Consider the following 15927-nt stretch of genomic DNA (forward strand, 5'->3'; position numbering starts at 1 on the left):
CTGTCTCTTTACAGACATCCATTTGTCACGACTAAAAAAAGTATATACATGAAAATCATCCGATCCAACAACCCGCAGGAATTAGGAACAACAGCCGGTCAGGATGCGGCTGCGCTGATCAACCAGGCTATCCGTGAAAAAGGACAGGCTAATATTATCCTGGCTACCGGCACCAGCCAGTTTGAAACCCTCCAGGAGCTGATAGCCACTGATATTGACTGGAGCAAGGTGGTGATGTTCCACCTCGATGAATATATCGGGTTGCCGGTAACCCATCCGGCCAGTTTCCGCAAATACCTCAAAGAACGCTTTTTGCAGAAGGTAGGGCCACTGAAAGCGGCTTACCTGATTGACGGGGAAACAGACCCTAACGCAGAGATAGCCCGCTTGTCTGCCCTGATACAGGCACATCCCATTGATGTGGCGCTGGTAGGCGTAGGGGAGAATGGCCACCTTGCTTTCAACGATCCTCCGGCAGACTTTACCACGAAGGCGCCTTACCTGGTGGTGGACCTGGACCAGGCATGCCGGCAGCAACAGGCCAACGAAGGCTGGTTTGAAACAGCGGCGGATGTGCCCGCACAAGCCATCAGCATGTCGGTACATCAGATCATGTTGTCTAAACATATTATCTGTTCCGTGCCGGGCGAAAGAAAGGCCACTGCCGTAAAAAACAGCCTGGAACAGCCGGTCAGCAACCTGTTTCCGGCCAGCATATTACAACAACATCCGCATTGTACTTTTTATCTCGATACTGCTGCGGCGGCATTACTGGCATAAGGCAGATGTGGTGGCTACAGGCAGCAGGTGTTGTATGGTTAATGGCCTGCTGCCATTTTATTTTTTTGTTTGGAGGTACTTCCATAATAAGGGAAAAACCGATTGCTCAAAGTACAAGGCCTGCTGCACGGCAGTAGTATCGTTCACCCGCTCGTGTACAGCTATCACGGCTTTCAGGCCGGGAATAATGATCATGTACTGGCCGCCCCATCCCATACCATAAGTAACAGGCTGACCATCATAACGTACATGATACCAGCATAAAGCATATTGTGAACCGGTAAATCCCCAGCCGGTAGCCCGCGTTAACGGCGGTTGCATCAGCACGCGTGCCCACTTCCGGGATACGATGGTTTGCCCGTTGTACTGCCCTTCCTGCAACAGCAGGTTTCCGATTTTATTGATGGCCGCGGTAGACAGGTATACGCTGCGCAACCCCGCGCCATCATCATATCCGTCATTCATCTTTTTCCAATCGGCGTGTTGAATGCCCAGTTTGCTGAAGAGAAACCTCTGCGCGAAAGTGGCCACAGGCATGCCGGTGGCTTTGGTCAGTATCACCGACAGCAGGTGAGTGGCGGCATTGTTGTAATGGAACACTGTTCCCGGTGCATCAAGCAGCGGCTGGGCCAGCACATATTGTGAAGGATTGGCTTGTGACAGGTATTCGCCCAGTCCGCCTTCCAGGTTTTCATGCCATAGCCCCGAAGCCTGGTCCATGATCTGATGCAGTGTGATATGCTGTTTGCGGGCATCCGGGTCTTTGGCCAGCTCCGGAAACCATTGACCGATTTCCTGGTCCGGATCGGCAATATAACCTTTGTCGATAGCGATGCCGATTAATACAGACATGATGCTTTTGGTGAGCGACTGGCTATTGTGAAGGGTGTCCGGCTGCTGGCCATTGTAGTTATGCCGGAAGATAACACGACCGTTTTGGGAGATGACCAGCTCGTATATGGCGGTGTTTTTCGCCAGTACCATGGCGGTGTCTGGCAGGGACTGCCCGGTGGCCTGAAGTGTGATTGTCAGGGTGAACAGCAGGATTGATTTCCATCGCATATCAACGCGGTTAAGTAATATGAATGTAAGGCATTTTGTTTTTCTGGTAACAAAATTGAGGAACAGGTGATATTCCTCATCAATAAACCTTAGTTTATGCTAAAACATTCAGGGGCCTTCAGCAGCTTTTCCGTCAATGATCTGCAGCAGGCTAAACAGTTCTATCAGGACAAGGTGGGACTGGAAGTATCCGAAACGCCGGAGGGGCTGGAATTACAGGTAAACGGTGGAAACAAAATTTTTCTGTACCCTAAGCCGGACCATGAACCGGCCACTTTTACGGTGCTGAATTTTATTGTAGACAATGTGGACGATGCTGTGGAACAGCTTACTCAGAAAGGTATCCGGTTCCAGCATTACGAAGGGGAAATAGGCACCGATGAAAAAGGTATTTTCCGGGATAAAGAACGGGGAATGGCCATCGCCTGGTTTACGGACCCGTCAGGGAATATTCTCTCGGTGCTGCATGGATAACATGTATCTATTTTGATATTTAGTCATTTTGTTTTAACAGAAAACGTAATCAAAATGACTAAATATCAAAATAAAAAAATGACTAAATGTTATCTGATGTCCGAAAAATAAGTCACCTCGCCTTCCGGTGTTACCCTTAGCACAATGAGCTTATTATTATCGTCTTTTAGTTCCACGAAATAATTGTCTTCGTCTTCAAACTCTTCTCCATAGATGATCATATTGGTTTGATTAAACTCATTGTCGTCAAAAAATATGACGGTGGCGTCTGCGTAGTTTTTATAGTGTTTTTCGATGTCGCGTTGCGCAGCTGGCGGCAGGTCGGAGAATTTAGCGGGGGTAGTAGTGCCCACCAGGTTGGACTGCTCGTCGTAGAAGGCTGTCATGGGCTTGCCTTCCTTGCTGGTAAAGGAAGCTTTGTCGAAGTAGGTGGTCCGTTCCCAGACCACATCTGAAATATTGCCAAAGTCCTGTCCGAAGTGCATTTTTGACTCATAGCTGACGTCCCTGCCTTTCAATGCGCGCAGGGATTTTTTTTCAGCATGTTTTTCTTTGCGGATTTCTTTTTTGTCGGCGCGGGCCATCAGGGGCTCCTGGGCATTTGCTGCACAGAGCGCGATGAACACAGGCAACGCCATGAGAACGAATAGTCTTTTCATATGCAGGATTTTAGGATCAACAATAGTTTTCATGACAGGTAATATGTCCTGTAGGAGGACACATTGCCATATTGCTAACAATAGCGTGATCACGATTGTTCTTGCCTGCCTGCTAAAGAAAGTATAATTAACGGACCGTTTGGATATTCCCTGGCAACTGATCAAAAAGATAGTACAGCGGAGCTTCCTCCAGTACTTTACGATGTGCCACAGGACTGTTTTTGCCGCTCCATTTAATGAGGCGGATGAAGCCGTCAGCGATCTCTATTCCGGTGATGTCTCCATCGCTGAAGCAGCAGCAGCCGGTATTAAAATAGGTAGGATGTACCATGGTTTTCACCAGTTGTTTGCCGGCGTATTCTTCCTGTCGCTGCTGCAGTTCGGTTTGCAGCGCAGCGACGGCGGTCTGTTCGTTGTCGGCAGTGGCGCGCTGCAGCTGTTTGGTGAGCCGGTCGATATGGTCCAGCGAAGCAAAGACCGGTTTGTGGGTGTGGCCGGAGATAAACAGGGTGTTGGCCGTCTGCAGGCTCCATTCGTACATCATGATGTTATGAGCATCCACGAGGTCAAACGATTCAGAGAGCGTATCGGGGTGGATATCCAGAAAGCGTTGCACCGGTGTCCAGACAGCTGCCACGAACCATTTGCTGAAAGCGTTGCCGTCACTGCGTTTGTCGCCCTGATGGCCATGGGCCAGAAATACCCTATAGGCGTGGCCGTTATATTGTGTTTGCAATACCAGTCCTTCATATACCCGCAGCTTTTTGCCGAACAACGGCCGCAGGAACTGGCGGCGGGGCACTGCATAGTGCCATTCCAGATCGTGGTTGCCGAAGATACGGTAGTAGCGTTTCTTTTGCAGGAAACGCGCTTCCATCCGCAGGGGAGGCTCATTGTACTGCATCACGGCGGAAGGGGTGTTTTCCCACAACTCCTCGCAATCGCCCAGATTGATCAACGTATAACCATGATCGTAGTAGTGCTCCAGCGCATGGGTATAAGCACCGGCAGCATCTTTGAAATCATCTGCGGCATCGCGGCAGCCCTTATGCTGGTCGGAAAAAATAATGAAACGGCCCTGCTGAAGATCGAACGGCACCAGCAGGCCGCTGTCCTTTTTCCCTTGCAGGATACGGTCGTGCAGCCGGGACAGGGACTTGAATACAGCATCTTTGTCCGGACGGGACGACAAGCGGTCAGACATCCGGATGATCAGCCGGGCCAGCGCTTTTTTGATTGGATTTGGCAACGGGTTTAGATTAACTCAGGGAACAAGATAATGGAAATTTTTTATTCTGTTCCCAGGGCTGAAGCCCTGGGCCACAATTAGGATATAGGTGCAGCGTCGCTATTGAAAAGACGGTGCATTAAAGAGCGCTGCAAATCCTGATCTTAAGGGCCACAACACTCCTGATCGACAAAAATCGATTACCGTCCCGGCCCTTGAAACATCTGCCAACAAAAACATCCTGAAACAAAACGTAGCCCAGGGCTTCAGCCCTGGGACGCCGTGGACGAGCAAACATTACAGCGTTTTATGCAACGTTTCAAAGAAAGCTTTCTGTTGTTCAAACATGGGAAAGTGGCCGGAAGCCTGCACCCAATACAGCACCGCTGAAGGATGTATCTGTTTCAGCTCATACGTATAGAACGACAGGGCATCCTGTGCGCCACCGATCAGGTACATGGGGCCTTTATAGCGGGACAGTGTTTTGCTGAGGTCGTAGTGGGTGCGGCTGAGGTCCTGGATCATGAGCATCTGCATGGTGGTGTTGGAGGGCGCCACGTCTATTTTTTTCAGGATGCTGTCGATCATCGTTTTGTCGTAGATGTACGACATGCGGATGATGCGGTTGTATTCTGCGGAATCGGCTTTGGTGGCCTGATGTGCGGCTATTTTTTTGTCCAGGGAATCATAGCGGCCTATTTCATGCAGTCCCATTCTTACCCGCAGGTTGTTGATATGTGTGGTAAAGAAGCCGGCGTCAAATTTATAGTAGCCAGGACAGGCCAGCACCAGTTTTTTTACCCGCTGCGGGTAAGCGACGGCGAAGTTCATGGCCAGCATGGCGCCCCAGGAGTGGCCGTAGATGGTCACTTTGGAGAGATGGAGATGGTCCATTAGCAGACGCAGGTCGTCTACAGCTGATTTGAGGTTGATGGTGGTGGAGTCCATGGGCGTGGGAACGGAAAGGCCGGTGCCCCGCTGTTCCAGGAGAATAGCCTGGTGTGTTTTGCCCAGTTCAGCGGCCACTTCCGCCTGTTGCAGGCAGGAATTGCCCGGTCCGCCGGATAATACAATGACAGGCTCACCTTTGCCGTAAAGATGATAGTATAGGTGGCCCCAGGCAGTACGGATGGAGTCGGTGGACTGGCTGAAGCTCAACAGGGTAGCAGACAATAGTAAAGTCAGCAGGATAGAAAATTTTCTCATAAGAACAATTTCGGGTAAAATCTTCCCGAATTTATATTATTTTCCGGGAGAACTTTTTCCGCGTTGCTGATCTTTTTTAATTATCCTGTTATGGCCATTTTCCACACCTTGTACCAGGAGGTGATTTCTTTCCTGGGTATCGGAAACCTTCTGGAACTGTACCGTACCGGCAATTATTCCTCGTTGCTGACTTTTAATGGTATCCTTTCTGTTATTTCACCGGTGATTCCTTTTCTGCTGCTGATAGAAGTTGCCCGTGCACTGATTTACAAACGTTTTAAGATAGAAGACTACAAAATTCCTTTTTTGATTTTTGTGCTTAATCGATTTATCTCCCGGTTTATTTCTATTGCGGCCATTGCTTTCTGTATCGGTGTATTTGAAAAGATAGCGCCTTTTCAGACTACGTTTACCTGGTACTGGTTTATTTACGGATATGTGGTATGGGAATTCGCTCATTTCATCTATCATTACCTGGGGCACAAGGTGCGTATTTTCTGGTGCCTGCATTCCACCCATCATGCGCCGCAGGCCATGAACCTGTCGGTCACCTATGCGCACTTTTTTCTGGAAGCGCCGTATGCAGACGTGATCCGTACTTCCATCTGTATACTGGCCGGCGTAAATCCGCCGATGTTGTTTCTGATCATGTTCATCGATGGTACATGGGGCGCTTTTATCCATGTGGGGGAGAACATCCTGCCGGATGGCAGGATGGGTTTTCTGAACCGTATCATCCTGACGCCGTCCTATCACCGGGTGCATCACGCGAAGAACCCGGAGTACATGGACACCAATTTCTGCAACCTGCTCAACATATGGGATAAGGTGTTCGGTACTTTTCAACCGGAAAAAAGAGACGTGAAAATAGTATATGGCATTACCCGGGAGATGAATCCGGGCAATCTGCTGGACGTGTATTTCGGCGAGTTGTACTGCCTGTGGAAAGATATCCGCAGGGCGCCGGGAATTGTCAACAAGTTGCTGTACCTCGTGATGCCGCCGGGATGGAGCCATACCGGCGACCACAAAACTGCCAAAGTGGTAAAGAAGGCGTACCAGGAAGAAGTGACGGCAGCACTTTAAAGATATGGCCTCTTGCAGCACAATATAGCCCGGAGCAAAACCCCGGGCTATATTGTGCTGCAAGAGGCCATGCCCTTGTCAGAAAAAGAATTGCTCTGAAATGACTTTGCCATCCTTGACAACATACACACAAAGTTCTTCAAACGTACTGCGGTCCCTGCCTTTGAATTTGGTGTCCATGGTGAGCGTGAAAGCAATGGAATTACCGGCTATCAGGGGCTCGGATACTTTCACGCCGTAGGACGCTTCTATGAGGTCCGTAAACAGCTCTCCCTTGCGGATGATATTTTGCAGGCCTTTGGTTTCCTTTTCAAAACCGCCGGTGGCTTCCGGTTCAATGCTGATGGCATCTTCTGCATACAGTTCCTTGTGTGCGCCCATGTAGTCCTCTTTTTCGCAGTAGGTAGCGAGGCGCCTGGCAATTTCCTGGATTGTCATAGTGCTATGGTTTATAAGTGTTTGTTTTTAAACACAATAAAAACCGGGCCGCATTTTACCCCTGGCAGGCAGATATTGTTGGGCCCGTATTAGTTTTTGTCCTTCAAAAAAAGTACCTTCAGGGGGATGAAAATGCTTTCTAAGTCAAAAATGCCGCTAAACCGGCAAGATTTTTTCTGCACACTATCTGTTATACGAAGATACTCGCCATCCGTCCTACAACCGGATGAAGCGCATGTCGGGGTATGGACCTATTTGCCTTTTATCAAAAAAATCAGATTCTACATTGAACAAGACCAACACTATCATCAAAGGATCAGGTAGCTTTATTCCTGCGGTCGCAAAACTGAACCGGGATTTTATACCCAACCATTTTTATGATGCTCAGCATGCCTCTATTAATACGCCGGGCGAAGAAATTGTCGACAAGTTCCGGCAGATCACCGGTATCTGTGAGCGTCGTTATGTAACTGATGATCAGCATACCTCTGAAATAGCCGCATGGTCGGCCAAAAAAGCACTCGAAGATGCCGGCGTGGACCCGGAAACGATTGACCAGCTGATAGTAGCGCACAATTTCGGAGATGTGGAGCAGGGCTCTATACAGTCTGGCGCTGTGCCTTCACTGGCGGCCCGCGTAAAAAATATACTGGGCATCCGCAATCCCAACTGTGTGGCATATGATATCCTCTTCGGCTGCCCTGGCTGGCTGCAGGGAGTTATCCAGGCAGACGCGTTTATCCGCGCCGGTGTGGCGAAACGTTGCCTCGTCATCGGCGCAGAAGTGCTGAGCCGCGTGCTCGACAGCCATGACCGTGACAGCATGATCTTCAGCGACGGTGCCGGCGCCATGGTGCTGGAAGCTGCCGAAGGAACGGCAGATGGTCCGGGTATCCTTGCCGCCGCAGCACAGACTTATGCGATGCAGGAACTGAACTATATCAGCACCGGCGTTTCCAACTCCCCGGACGACAATACCGGTATCAAATACGTGAAGATGCAGGGACGCCGCGTGTACGAGTTTGCCCTCAAACACGTACCGGAGGCTATCAAATCCTGTATCGACGCTACAGGGATACCTATCTCACAGATAAAAAAGATATTCATTCACCAGGCCAACGAAAAACTGGACGAAGCCATCATCAAAGCGCTGTACAAACTGTACGACCTGACACCGGACCTGGCCAGCGTAATGCCAATGAACATTCATGAACTGGGCAATAGCTCCGTAGCTACTATTCCCACGCTGTTTGACATGGTGCGCAAAGGCGATCTGCCGGAACATACCCTGCATCCGGGCGATGTGATCGTATTTGCTTCTGTAGGCGCCGGTATGAATATCAATGCGGTTTGTTACCGGATGTAACAGCCTCATCTGATATGGTCAAAAAAGGGAAAACTGTATCTGTTTTAGGCGGAGGAATTGTTGCATTTTTGCTGTTCAATAATCCTCCACGATATGAATATCCGTTTCTTCCAGGTAGACGCTTTTACGAACAAACCTTTCTCCGGTAACCCGGCCGGCGTATGCCTGTCGGAAGCTCCATTGGCCGATGAAACGATGCTGGCCGTTGCGGCAGAAAACAACCTCTCCGAAACAGCTTTCCTGGTGAAGCAGGCAGACGGTTACAGCCTTCGCTGGTTTACGCCCAGAGTAGAGATAGCCCTCTGCGGGCATGCTACGCTGGCCAGCGCGCATGTGCTGTGGAGCAACGGACTGGAGCCCCGTGATACGCCCCTGCGCTTTCATACGGTGCGCAGTGGCCTGTTGACCGCCACCGCCAGAGAGGAGCTGATTGAACTCGATTTTCCCGCACGTACTTATGAACCGGTAGTGCTGCCAACTGCCTTGCGTCAGTTGTTCCAGGACAACTACAGCAACACCGTGTATAGCCATGACCGTTATATCGTGGAGCTGCCGTCAGCCGGCGCGGTGGCGGCATTTGAACCCGACTTCCAGTTGCTGGCGTCGTATCCGGTGGTGATCACCGCCCCGGGAGACAGCGACAGTCCCTATGATTTTGTTTCCCGCTATTTTGCCGCACCACTGGGCGTCAACGAAGACCCGGTGACTGGTTCCGCGCATTGTTGCCTGGCGCCGTACTGGGCGGACAAGTTGGGCAAGACCAGCTTTAGCGCTTATCAGGCTTCCGCCAGGGGAGGAGAACTGAAGGTGGAGCTTCATGGCGAGCGCGTTTTACTCCGTGGGGAAGCCGTGACCGTTATCTCCGGTACATTTCATGTAAACCAACAATAAAAGGAACCCATGTCTGTTTACGAACAATTCAAACAATTACATCACCAGGAAACACCACTGCTGCTGAGTAATGCCTGGGATGTGGCCAGCGCCCGCGTGATGCAGGAAAAAGGCGTTAAAGCCATCGCTACGTCCAGCTCGGCCATTGCGGACACGCTCGGATATGCCGACGGTCAAAACATCTCTTTCGGGGAACTGCTGCATATTATCCGCCGCATTGTGGCCTGCGTGGAAGTGCCTGTATCTGCTGATATTGAAGCGGGATACGCCAGTTCCACTGAAGACCTGCTGGCTAATATAGACCTGCTGGTAGCAGCCGGCGTGGCAGGCATCAACCTGGAAGATTCAGCACCTTCCGGCACGAGAACGCTGCTGCCCGCAGATGATCTGGTGAAAAAAATCTCCGCTATCAAAAGCCACCTCGCGGCAAAAGGACAAAACCTGTTCATCAATGCACGCACCGACACGTTCCTGTTAGACATTCCCGGAAAACTGGAAGAAACGTTTGTACGGGCGCGGTTATACGCACAAGCCGGCGCAGACGGGCTGTTTGTTCCCTTCATCAAAGACCCTGCGGATATTGAGGCAGTAGTATCTGCCACCACGCTGCCGGTGAACGTTCTGGCGATGAAAGGCCTGGCGGGAATAGCGGAACTGAACACGCTCGGTGTAAAACGTATCAGTATGGGCGGCAGTATGTACTGGGCCCAGAAAAGAGCGTTGGGGCAACGTTTGGAGCAGGTAATCGCAGATGGCGGTTTTGAATCCGTTTTTTAATTGACAGATTTTCTAATTGACGGATGTTGGAATGCTGATAGAGACTATAAATCCCAACATCCGTCAATCAAATAGCTACATATCAAAATATCCCAATATCAAAATGTAATAGTTTGTTGACCGCTGTGTAAGGGTTTCTCTTTTCCTTCCCACACAAAGACCCCGTCCAGTCCGGCCGGCAGGCTAACGCTGGCGGTAATGCCATGCGCCCCTTTTCGTATAATCGATACTGTTATATTGCCCAGCGGGTGTGGCATACTGCCTTTAATTTGTTGCAGTTCACCGGGCGCGGGCGCGATCTTCACACGCGCAAACCCTGGTTGGGCAGGCACGATGCCACAGATGGTGGCCAGAAAATCGTAGTTGGGGCTGGCGCTCCAGGCATGGCAGTCGGAGCGGGTAGGCTCCGGGTTCTCCGCGAAAGTGGTAAGGCCCATCGCCAGCATATCACGCCAGGGCTGTAGCTGACCGTAGTACTGATTGGCCATACCGGCTTTCTTCAACGCCTGGTTGAGATAAAAACGATAATAGAATGTAGCCTGACTAAGGGTGGTGTCTGTCATCAGCCTGCGAAGGACTGATTGTTCCTGGCCGGAAGGGATGGCGCCCGCCAGCACGGCCATAATGCCGGCATGCTGACTGAAAGCCTTTTTCTCCGGGGTATTGGCCATTGCATTGCGGGCCGGGTCAAAACACTGGCGGTACACGCTCCGGGTAAGCTGTTGCGCTACCTCTTTGTAATGCTGCGCCAGCGATGCTTTCCCAAAACCGGCAAACAAAGCGGCCGCCTGGTGCAACGTATACGCATATTGTAAAGTGATCACGGCAGAATGGCCATTGGTGGCGCCATCAGGCACACCACCGGGGAAGGAGGTGTTCCAGTCGGTGAAGCCCCACCACTGCATAGGCCCCAGCATCATCCGGCTGCTGTCGATATGCCGCTCGTACCAGTCCAGCACGCCCTGTGCGGCCATGAGGTACTGTTGCAGGAATGCATCGTCTTTGCGGTGCATCCAGTAATCGTGCAACATAGACACCCAGAAAAGCGAGAAAGGAGGGATCACCTGCATACGGTTGCTCGGATAACGGCCCTGGGTAAGTCCTTCGGGCACACGCGAACAGTAGAAGTCGTGGATAGCTTTGCGCATCAGCCGGTCGTCACCGGCCACGTAGAGGGAAATGAGCGATTGTATACGGGTATCGCCTTCATATTGCAGCTGTTCGTAGTAAGGGCAGTCGAAATACGTTTCGCCGGCGCAGAGCCGTGCGGTGCGCCAGCCGGTTTTCCATATGTCCGTCAGCGTAGTATCGTTGCAACTGAAAGCTGCTTTTTCTTCAAAGGGGTAGCCGGTGCGCATGCCATAAAGATCGTCTATACGCAGTGGCTCGTCACCGGTGGTGATGTCCAGCTGGAGATAACGATAGGTGCGGAACCATAACGGCCGGAAAGTGCGGTGGTTGCCGCCATCCGGTTCAAAGATGTCATAGTTGCCGATGATCTCCATGCCTTCCACCTGGTTACGGTTAGCTTTCTGGTGGTCGCGGAACAGTGCTTCTGCATACGTCATTTTGATGCTGGAAGCCTTGCCGCCGGAAACGGTCAGTTGCGGATAGGCGGAGGTGTTATAGGTCTGGTCCACCAGTATGCTTACCGTCTGGTGTGCCGGTATTTCCAGCGTGCCGGGTTTGTTGGGCCACCCGGCCACCGGGGTGATACCGCCGGAGCGCCGCACGGTGCCCATTCGCTCCGGCACTTCTTCCATCAGCGGAATGCTGCGGGGAACCAGCGTCCATAGGTTATCGGTACCATAACCGGCGGAAGCAGGGTGCGTGACGCCGGCAGCGGCGCTCCAGCCGCTGTCGTCAAAGCCGGGCTGCTCCCAGCCCCAGGGAAAGGCTGTTCCTTTTACATGATCGCCGGGCCCAACGACCATATAGCTGCGCATGCGCGCGCCATTGTCGAGTGAACAGGGCGTATAGGCGGTATCGTGATACACTTTCCAGCTTTTGTCTGTATTGACGATCTTCTCCGCATCGGTATCTCCCTGCAGCAGCCATCCGGTTTGGTTAGATACCTGTGCTACCGGCGCATGTTCTCCCATATTCCAGACCAAAGCCGCCAGGGTATTGTTACCCGCCTGCAGGTAAGGGGCGATGTCAACGCTCTCGTAGTTCCAGTTATAGAGGTCGCCGCGGGCAGGACCGCTGCATACGGCCTGACCGTTCACAAAGAAGCGGTAGCGGTTATCAGCGCTCAGGTGGACGATAAATTTTGAAGGTTTGGCGGCCAGTGTGACGGTCTTCCGGAAATGATAGATGCCATAGGCCCGCTGGGCGATGCCCGGACAGCTGATCCAGGTGGCCGTCCAGTGGTTTTGCAGCAGTGCCGGATTGGGAGGCAGCTGGCTGTGCGCCATAAATGGACTGACGCAGCAAAGCAGGGCCAGTAGCGGATATACGTGGAACTTCATATGGTAGCTTTTATTGGTAAGCAGTACCGGTAAGATAGTACCTAATGTTTATACACAAAAGAAAATATGACCGGCGGACAGGACAGTACAGGACGCGCGGCGGGGTGGTTGTAAATAATTCTGTACTTTTGCGCCGCTTTGACCAATTTTAACAGCATGCGTTTTTATACGAATAACCGTACACTCCTGGTATTTCTGCTGACGGGCCTGTGTGGCCGCGCAGCGGCACAGCAGCGTCCTGATACGGCCATGGCCACCCATAGCCTCGAAGAGGTGATTGTACAGGAAAACAGGCTGGCAGCGCCTTTGAAGGCGGCCAACCGCAATATTACCATCATCAGCCGCAAACAGATAGATGCTTTGGCTGTTACCTCCATCAACGAGGTATTGGCCTTTGTTCCCGGCCTGGACGTGCGCCAGCGCGGCCCGGGAGGTGTTCAGGCGGATATCGGCATAGATGGCGGCACTTTTGACCAGACGCTTGTGCTGCTGAACGGCATTAAAATCACCGATCCGCAGACAGGACACAATATCATGAACCTGCCCGTTTCCCTGGAAGATGTGGACCATATCGAGGTGCTCCGCGGCGCGGCAGCCAGGGTTTACGGTATCAACGCCCTCAACGGCGCTATCAATATCATCACCCGGCAGCCGAAGGAAACAGGGGCCGTTGTCCGCGCCAATGTGGGCAGCAGCTTCAAAAAAGACGAAAAAAACAAGTTGTACAGTGGTTATGGCGTGGGCGCTACCGGCACCCTGATGACCGGCAACACCGGACAGTCGCTGTCCCTCAACGCCAACAGCGGCAATGGTTACCGCTACAATACGGCTTACGATAACTACCGGGCCTTTTACCAGGGCGTTTTTCAGCCGGCAGCCAACCACGACGTCCGCGCACTGGCAGGCTTCGTGAAAAACAGCTATGGCGCCAACGGCTTCTACGCCGCCCCCGGCGACAAAGAATCAGAAGAATCGGTGAAAACTTTCCTGGCCGCTGTGAGCGATAAAATACAGATCAACAAAAGCTGGGAGATGACACCCCGGGTAAGCTACCGTTACACGGAAGACAATTATCTCTATGTAAAACAAAACAAGGCAGGCGCCAATCTGCACGACAATAACATTGTGGACGCAGAGCTCAATAACCGTTTTGAAACCGCCATCGGTTCATTCGGCGCGGGCGCGGAAGCACGTTATGAAGCTATCAACAGCAACAACCTGGGCAAGCATGAACGTACCAACATCGGTATCTATGGTGAGTATAAAAGTAAAGCCGACAAGCGGTTCAGCTTCTCGGTAGGTGGTTACCTGAACTACAACTCCGCCTATGGATGGCAGTTCTTCCCCGGAGCAGACGCGGGTTTCAACATCACCTCTGATCTGAAACTGTATGCCAATATCGGTACGGCGCAACGCCTGCCAACCTATACTGATTTGTATTACAAGAGCCCGGCCATCCTGGGAAATGCCAACCTGGGCGTGGAGAAGGCCACTTATATGGAAGCCGGCCTCCGGAAATACAGCGGTAAATTCTCCTATTCCGGCAGTGTCTTCTACCGTCAGATATCCGATTTTATTGATTACGTGAAAGACAGCCTGCCGCAGCCCTGGCAGCCGCAGAACTTCCAGCGGGCGGACACCAAAGGGTTCTCGCTGCAAACGGGCTATGCTACCACTTTTGCCTCCGGCGTGTTCAATAGTTTTGCCGCCAATGCAGGTTATAACTACCTGTCGCCTTCTTTTAAGGGAGATGACAACAGCAAAAAAATATCCCGCTACGTGATCGAAAGCCTGCGGCATCAGCTCACCGCCGGTGTAAGGGCTTCCTTACTGCAACACTGGATGGTGTCTGCAACTGCCCGTTACAATATGCGTATTAACTATAAGGACTATACCGTAGTGGATGCGCGTATCGCGTATCAGCAGCGGCGTTTCCAGGTATACGCAGATGCGAACAACCTGCTGGACGTGACTTATGTGGAAGCCGGCGCCGTGCCGATGCCCGGCAGATGGGTGACCCTGGGCAGTACCGTGAAATTCTAACAGCAAGGTTTAACAATAACAAGGTGAACTTTTTTCTTGTCACGAATGTATTTTAAGTCACACTTAAAGCCTTCCGTACATGAAAAAGTTCACCTTCTTTTTAAGTATCGGGGCATCAGCCCTGCTGTTATGGATTTCCTGTGCCAGCCCCAATTCCGGTGGCGGCGACTGGAAAGCCAAAGCTGATTCTCTCCAGGCAAAGCTGGACCAGTATGAGAAAGACCAGCAACAGCTGAACACTTACCTGACCCGTTTTGATTCGCTGGACTTTAACTTCTACAGCCACCAGCTGTGGGACAGTCTGCAGATCAGCCACGCCAATAACATTGTAGTCACCTATCCCGACGGGCACCAGACAACGGGCATCCCCACCCACATTGATGAACTGAAACCCATGTTTGTATTTGCCCCTGACACAAAGATCACCGCTCACCCTGTTAAATTCGGCTCCGGAAAATATACCTGCGTGATAGGCGAAATGCAGGGCACTTTTTCTCAGCCGATGCCTATAGGCGGCGGCAAGACCATGCCACCTACCGGCAAAAAATTCAAACTTCAGATGTGTACCGTAGGAGAGTGGAAAGACGGTAAGATGGTGGCGGAAACGCTTTTCTGGGACAATGCGGCATTGATGAAACAGATTTCACAATAGCAGCTGTTACAAATGTGTGATAAGGCGCGCGCCTGGTATGTCTTTTTCATTGACCCCACTGTAAAACAGCACCGTATAAGCCTTTCCCGCTTCCAGTTGCAGACCGGAGAGCGTCGGGATATTTAATGCCTGACCGTTTACGCTGACAGTCAGCGAAACCGTACCTGCGTCTACGTTAGTGAACGGTCCCAGCTCATAAGCAGCGCCCGACAGGTTAGCCCCGCCGGCGCTGCCATAACCCACCTTTTCAAACCAGACTTTTTCATTGCTCTGCTGTTGCAGCTTCACCTGTACATCGCCGGTACCGGCAGCGAAGTGCAGGAAGCGTAGTTTTGCTTTGCCGGCAGGCGCCTGGCTTAGGTCATCATAAAATAATACCAGCGTGTCCTTGCTACGGTCGTTCTTTTTGGCTGCGGCCACAACGGTGTGATAGTAACCGGCAATAGGGCCGTTAGGGCCGCCTGTTTCCGTATAGGCGGCACTGTTGCCAAACTGGCGCGAAGCCTTGTAGCTGGAGCCGTTGCCTTCGGTGAAGTTGATCTGCACATTGCCGTAGGTAACAGGCACATAGGGAGAAGCCTGGTTTATGCCCACGGCCGTCGTGGTGACCTGTTGGGTGAACGTCCAGAACTGGATGCCGGTGGCCACCGGGCGGGCATTGACGAAGCTGATGTAAGCATTGAGCGGTGGCCGTTCTGCGGCATTCACATCGAGGTAATCGCTTTTGGTGCATGCGCTCAATGTTAACAGTATAAGCGGAAAATATCTTTTCATATGACGTTGTTTTAGGGCGA

Annotated in this window: 15 protein-coding genes; 8 read left to right on the top strand and 7 right to left on the bottom strand. The window is 51.7% G+C overall.

What is annotated here, in order from left to right:
• Window positions 1-48 precede the first annotated feature (48 nt).
• A complete protein-coding gene (locus HGH92_RS31810; RefSeq protein ID WP_168874882.1) occupies window positions 49-780 on the top strand; it encodes a glucosamine-6-phosphate deaminase in 732 nt (243 codons plus the stop codon).
• 57 nt (window positions 781-837) lie between these two features.
• On the opposite strand, the gene HGH92_RS31815 is transcribed toward HGH92_RS31810, so the two are convergent.
• Window positions 838-1842, bottom strand: coding sequence for a serine hydrolase domain-containing protein (locus HGH92_RS31815; RefSeq protein WP_168874883.1), 1005 nt, complete (start codon window positions 1840-1842; stop codon window positions 838-840).
• 96 nt (window positions 1843-1938) lie between these two features.
• Here HGH92_RS31815 and HGH92_RS31820 point away from each other — a divergent pair, with 96 nt between their 5' ends.
• Window positions 1939-2316 carry a VOC family protein gene (locus tag HGH92_RS31820; RefSeq protein ID WP_168874884.1) on the top strand — a complete coding sequence of 126 codons (378 nt, stop codon included), beginning with the start codon at window positions 1939-1941 and terminating at the stop codon, window positions 2314-2316.
• An 89-nt stretch (window positions 2317-2405) separates the two neighbouring features.
• On the opposite strand, the gene HGH92_RS31825 is transcribed toward HGH92_RS31820, so the two are convergent.
• From HGH92_RS31825 to HGH92_RS31835, 3 genes are all read right to left on the bottom strand, one after another.
• Window positions 2406-2975 (bottom strand): hypothetical protein, encoded by a 570-nt coding sequence (locus HGH92_RS31825; protein ID WP_168874885.1) that lies wholly within the window; start codon window positions 2973-2975, stop codon window positions 2406-2408.
• Window positions 2976-3102: 127 nt separating this feature from the next.
• Window positions 3103-4224 carry a metallophosphoesterase gene (locus HGH92_RS31830; protein ID WP_247655104.1) on the bottom strand — a complete coding sequence of 374 codons (1122 nt, stop codon included), beginning with the start codon at window positions 4222-4224 and terminating at the stop codon, window positions 3103-3105.
• Window positions 4225-4500: 276 nt separating this feature from the next.
• The gene (locus HGH92_RS31835; protein ID WP_168874886.1) at window positions 4501-5409 is read right to left on the bottom strand and encodes an alpha/beta fold hydrolase; all 909 of its coding nucleotides are present in this window, start codon (window positions 5407-5409) and stop codon (window positions 4501-4503) included.
• Window positions 5410-5499: 90 nt separating this feature from the next.
• Here HGH92_RS31835 and HGH92_RS31840 point away from each other — a divergent pair, with 90 nt between their 5' ends.
• The gene (locus HGH92_RS31840) at window positions 5500-6495 is read left to right on the top strand and encodes a sterol desaturase family protein (RefSeq protein WP_168874887.1); all 996 of its coding nucleotides are present in this window, start codon (window positions 5500-5502) and stop codon (window positions 6493-6495) included.
• 78 nt (window positions 6496-6573) lie between these two features.
• Here the strand turns inward: HGH92_RS31840 and HGH92_RS31845 are convergent, their stop codons facing one another.
• On the bottom strand, window positions 6574-6933 hold the full coding sequence (locus HGH92_RS31845; protein WP_168874888.1) for a SnoaL-like domain-containing protein: 360 nt from the start codon (window positions 6931-6933) through the stop codon (window positions 6574-6576).
• Window positions 6934-7219: 286 nt separating this feature from the next.
• Between HGH92_RS31845 and HGH92_RS31850 the strand changes: the two genes are divergently transcribed.
• The 3 genes from HGH92_RS31850 to HGH92_RS31860 all read left to right on the top strand — a co-directional run bounded on the left by HGH92_RS31850 (window position 7220) and on the right by HGH92_RS31860 (window position 9967).
• Window positions 7220-8299 (top strand): 3-oxoacyl-ACP synthase III family protein, encoded by a 1080-nt coding sequence (locus HGH92_RS31850; protein ID WP_247655105.1) that lies wholly within the window; start codon window positions 7220-7222, stop codon window positions 8297-8299.
• Window positions 8300-8392: 93 nt separating this feature from the next.
• Entirely contained in the window at window positions 8393-9190 is a 798-nt protein-coding gene (locus tag HGH92_RS31855; RefSeq protein ID WP_168874889.1) for a PhzF family phenazine biosynthesis protein, read from the top strand.
• 9 nt (window positions 9191-9199) lie between these two features.
• Entirely contained in the window at window positions 9200-9967 is a 768-nt protein-coding gene (locus HGH92_RS31860; protein ID WP_168874890.1) for an isocitrate lyase/phosphoenolpyruvate mutase family protein, read from the top strand.
• 98 nt (window positions 9968-10065) lie between these two features.
• Here HGH92_RS31860 and HGH92_RS31865 read toward each other — a convergent pair whose 3' ends face one another.
• The gene (locus tag HGH92_RS31865; protein WP_168874891.1) at window positions 10066-12438 is read right to left on the bottom strand and encodes an alpha-L-rhamnosidase C-terminal domain-containing protein; all 2373 of its coding nucleotides are present in this window, start codon (window positions 12436-12438) and stop codon (window positions 10066-10068) included.
• A gap of 156 nt (window positions 12439-12594) precedes the next feature.
• Here HGH92_RS31865 and HGH92_RS31870 point away from each other — a divergent pair, with 156 nt between their 5' ends.
• Both HGH92_RS31870 and HGH92_RS31875 read left to right on the top strand, forming a co-directional pair.
• A complete protein-coding gene (locus tag HGH92_RS31870; RefSeq protein ID WP_168874892.1) occupies window positions 12595-14481 on the top strand; it encodes a TonB-dependent receptor plug domain-containing protein in 1887 nt (628 codons plus the stop codon).
• A gap of 79 nt (window positions 14482-14560) precedes the next feature.
• Window positions 14561-15133, top strand: a complete 573-nt coding sequence (locus HGH92_RS31875; protein ID WP_168874893.1) for an ester cyclase — start codon at window positions 14561-14563, stop codon at window positions 15131-15133.
• 6 nt (window positions 15134-15139) lie between these two features.
• On the opposite strand, the gene HGH92_RS31880 is transcribed toward HGH92_RS31875, so the two are convergent.
• Complete coding sequence (locus HGH92_RS31880) at window positions 15140-15907, bottom strand: DUF4397 domain-containing protein (RefSeq protein WP_168874894.1); 768 nt, start codon at window positions 15905-15907, stop codon at window positions 15140-15142.
• Window positions 15908-15927 lie beyond the last annotated feature (20 nt).

The sequence above is a fragment of the Chitinophaga varians genome (genome assembly GCF_012641275.1).
GTDB classification, from domain to species: Bacteria; Bacteroidota; Bacteroidia; order Chitinophagales; family Chitinophagaceae; genus Chitinophaga; species Chitinophaga varians_A.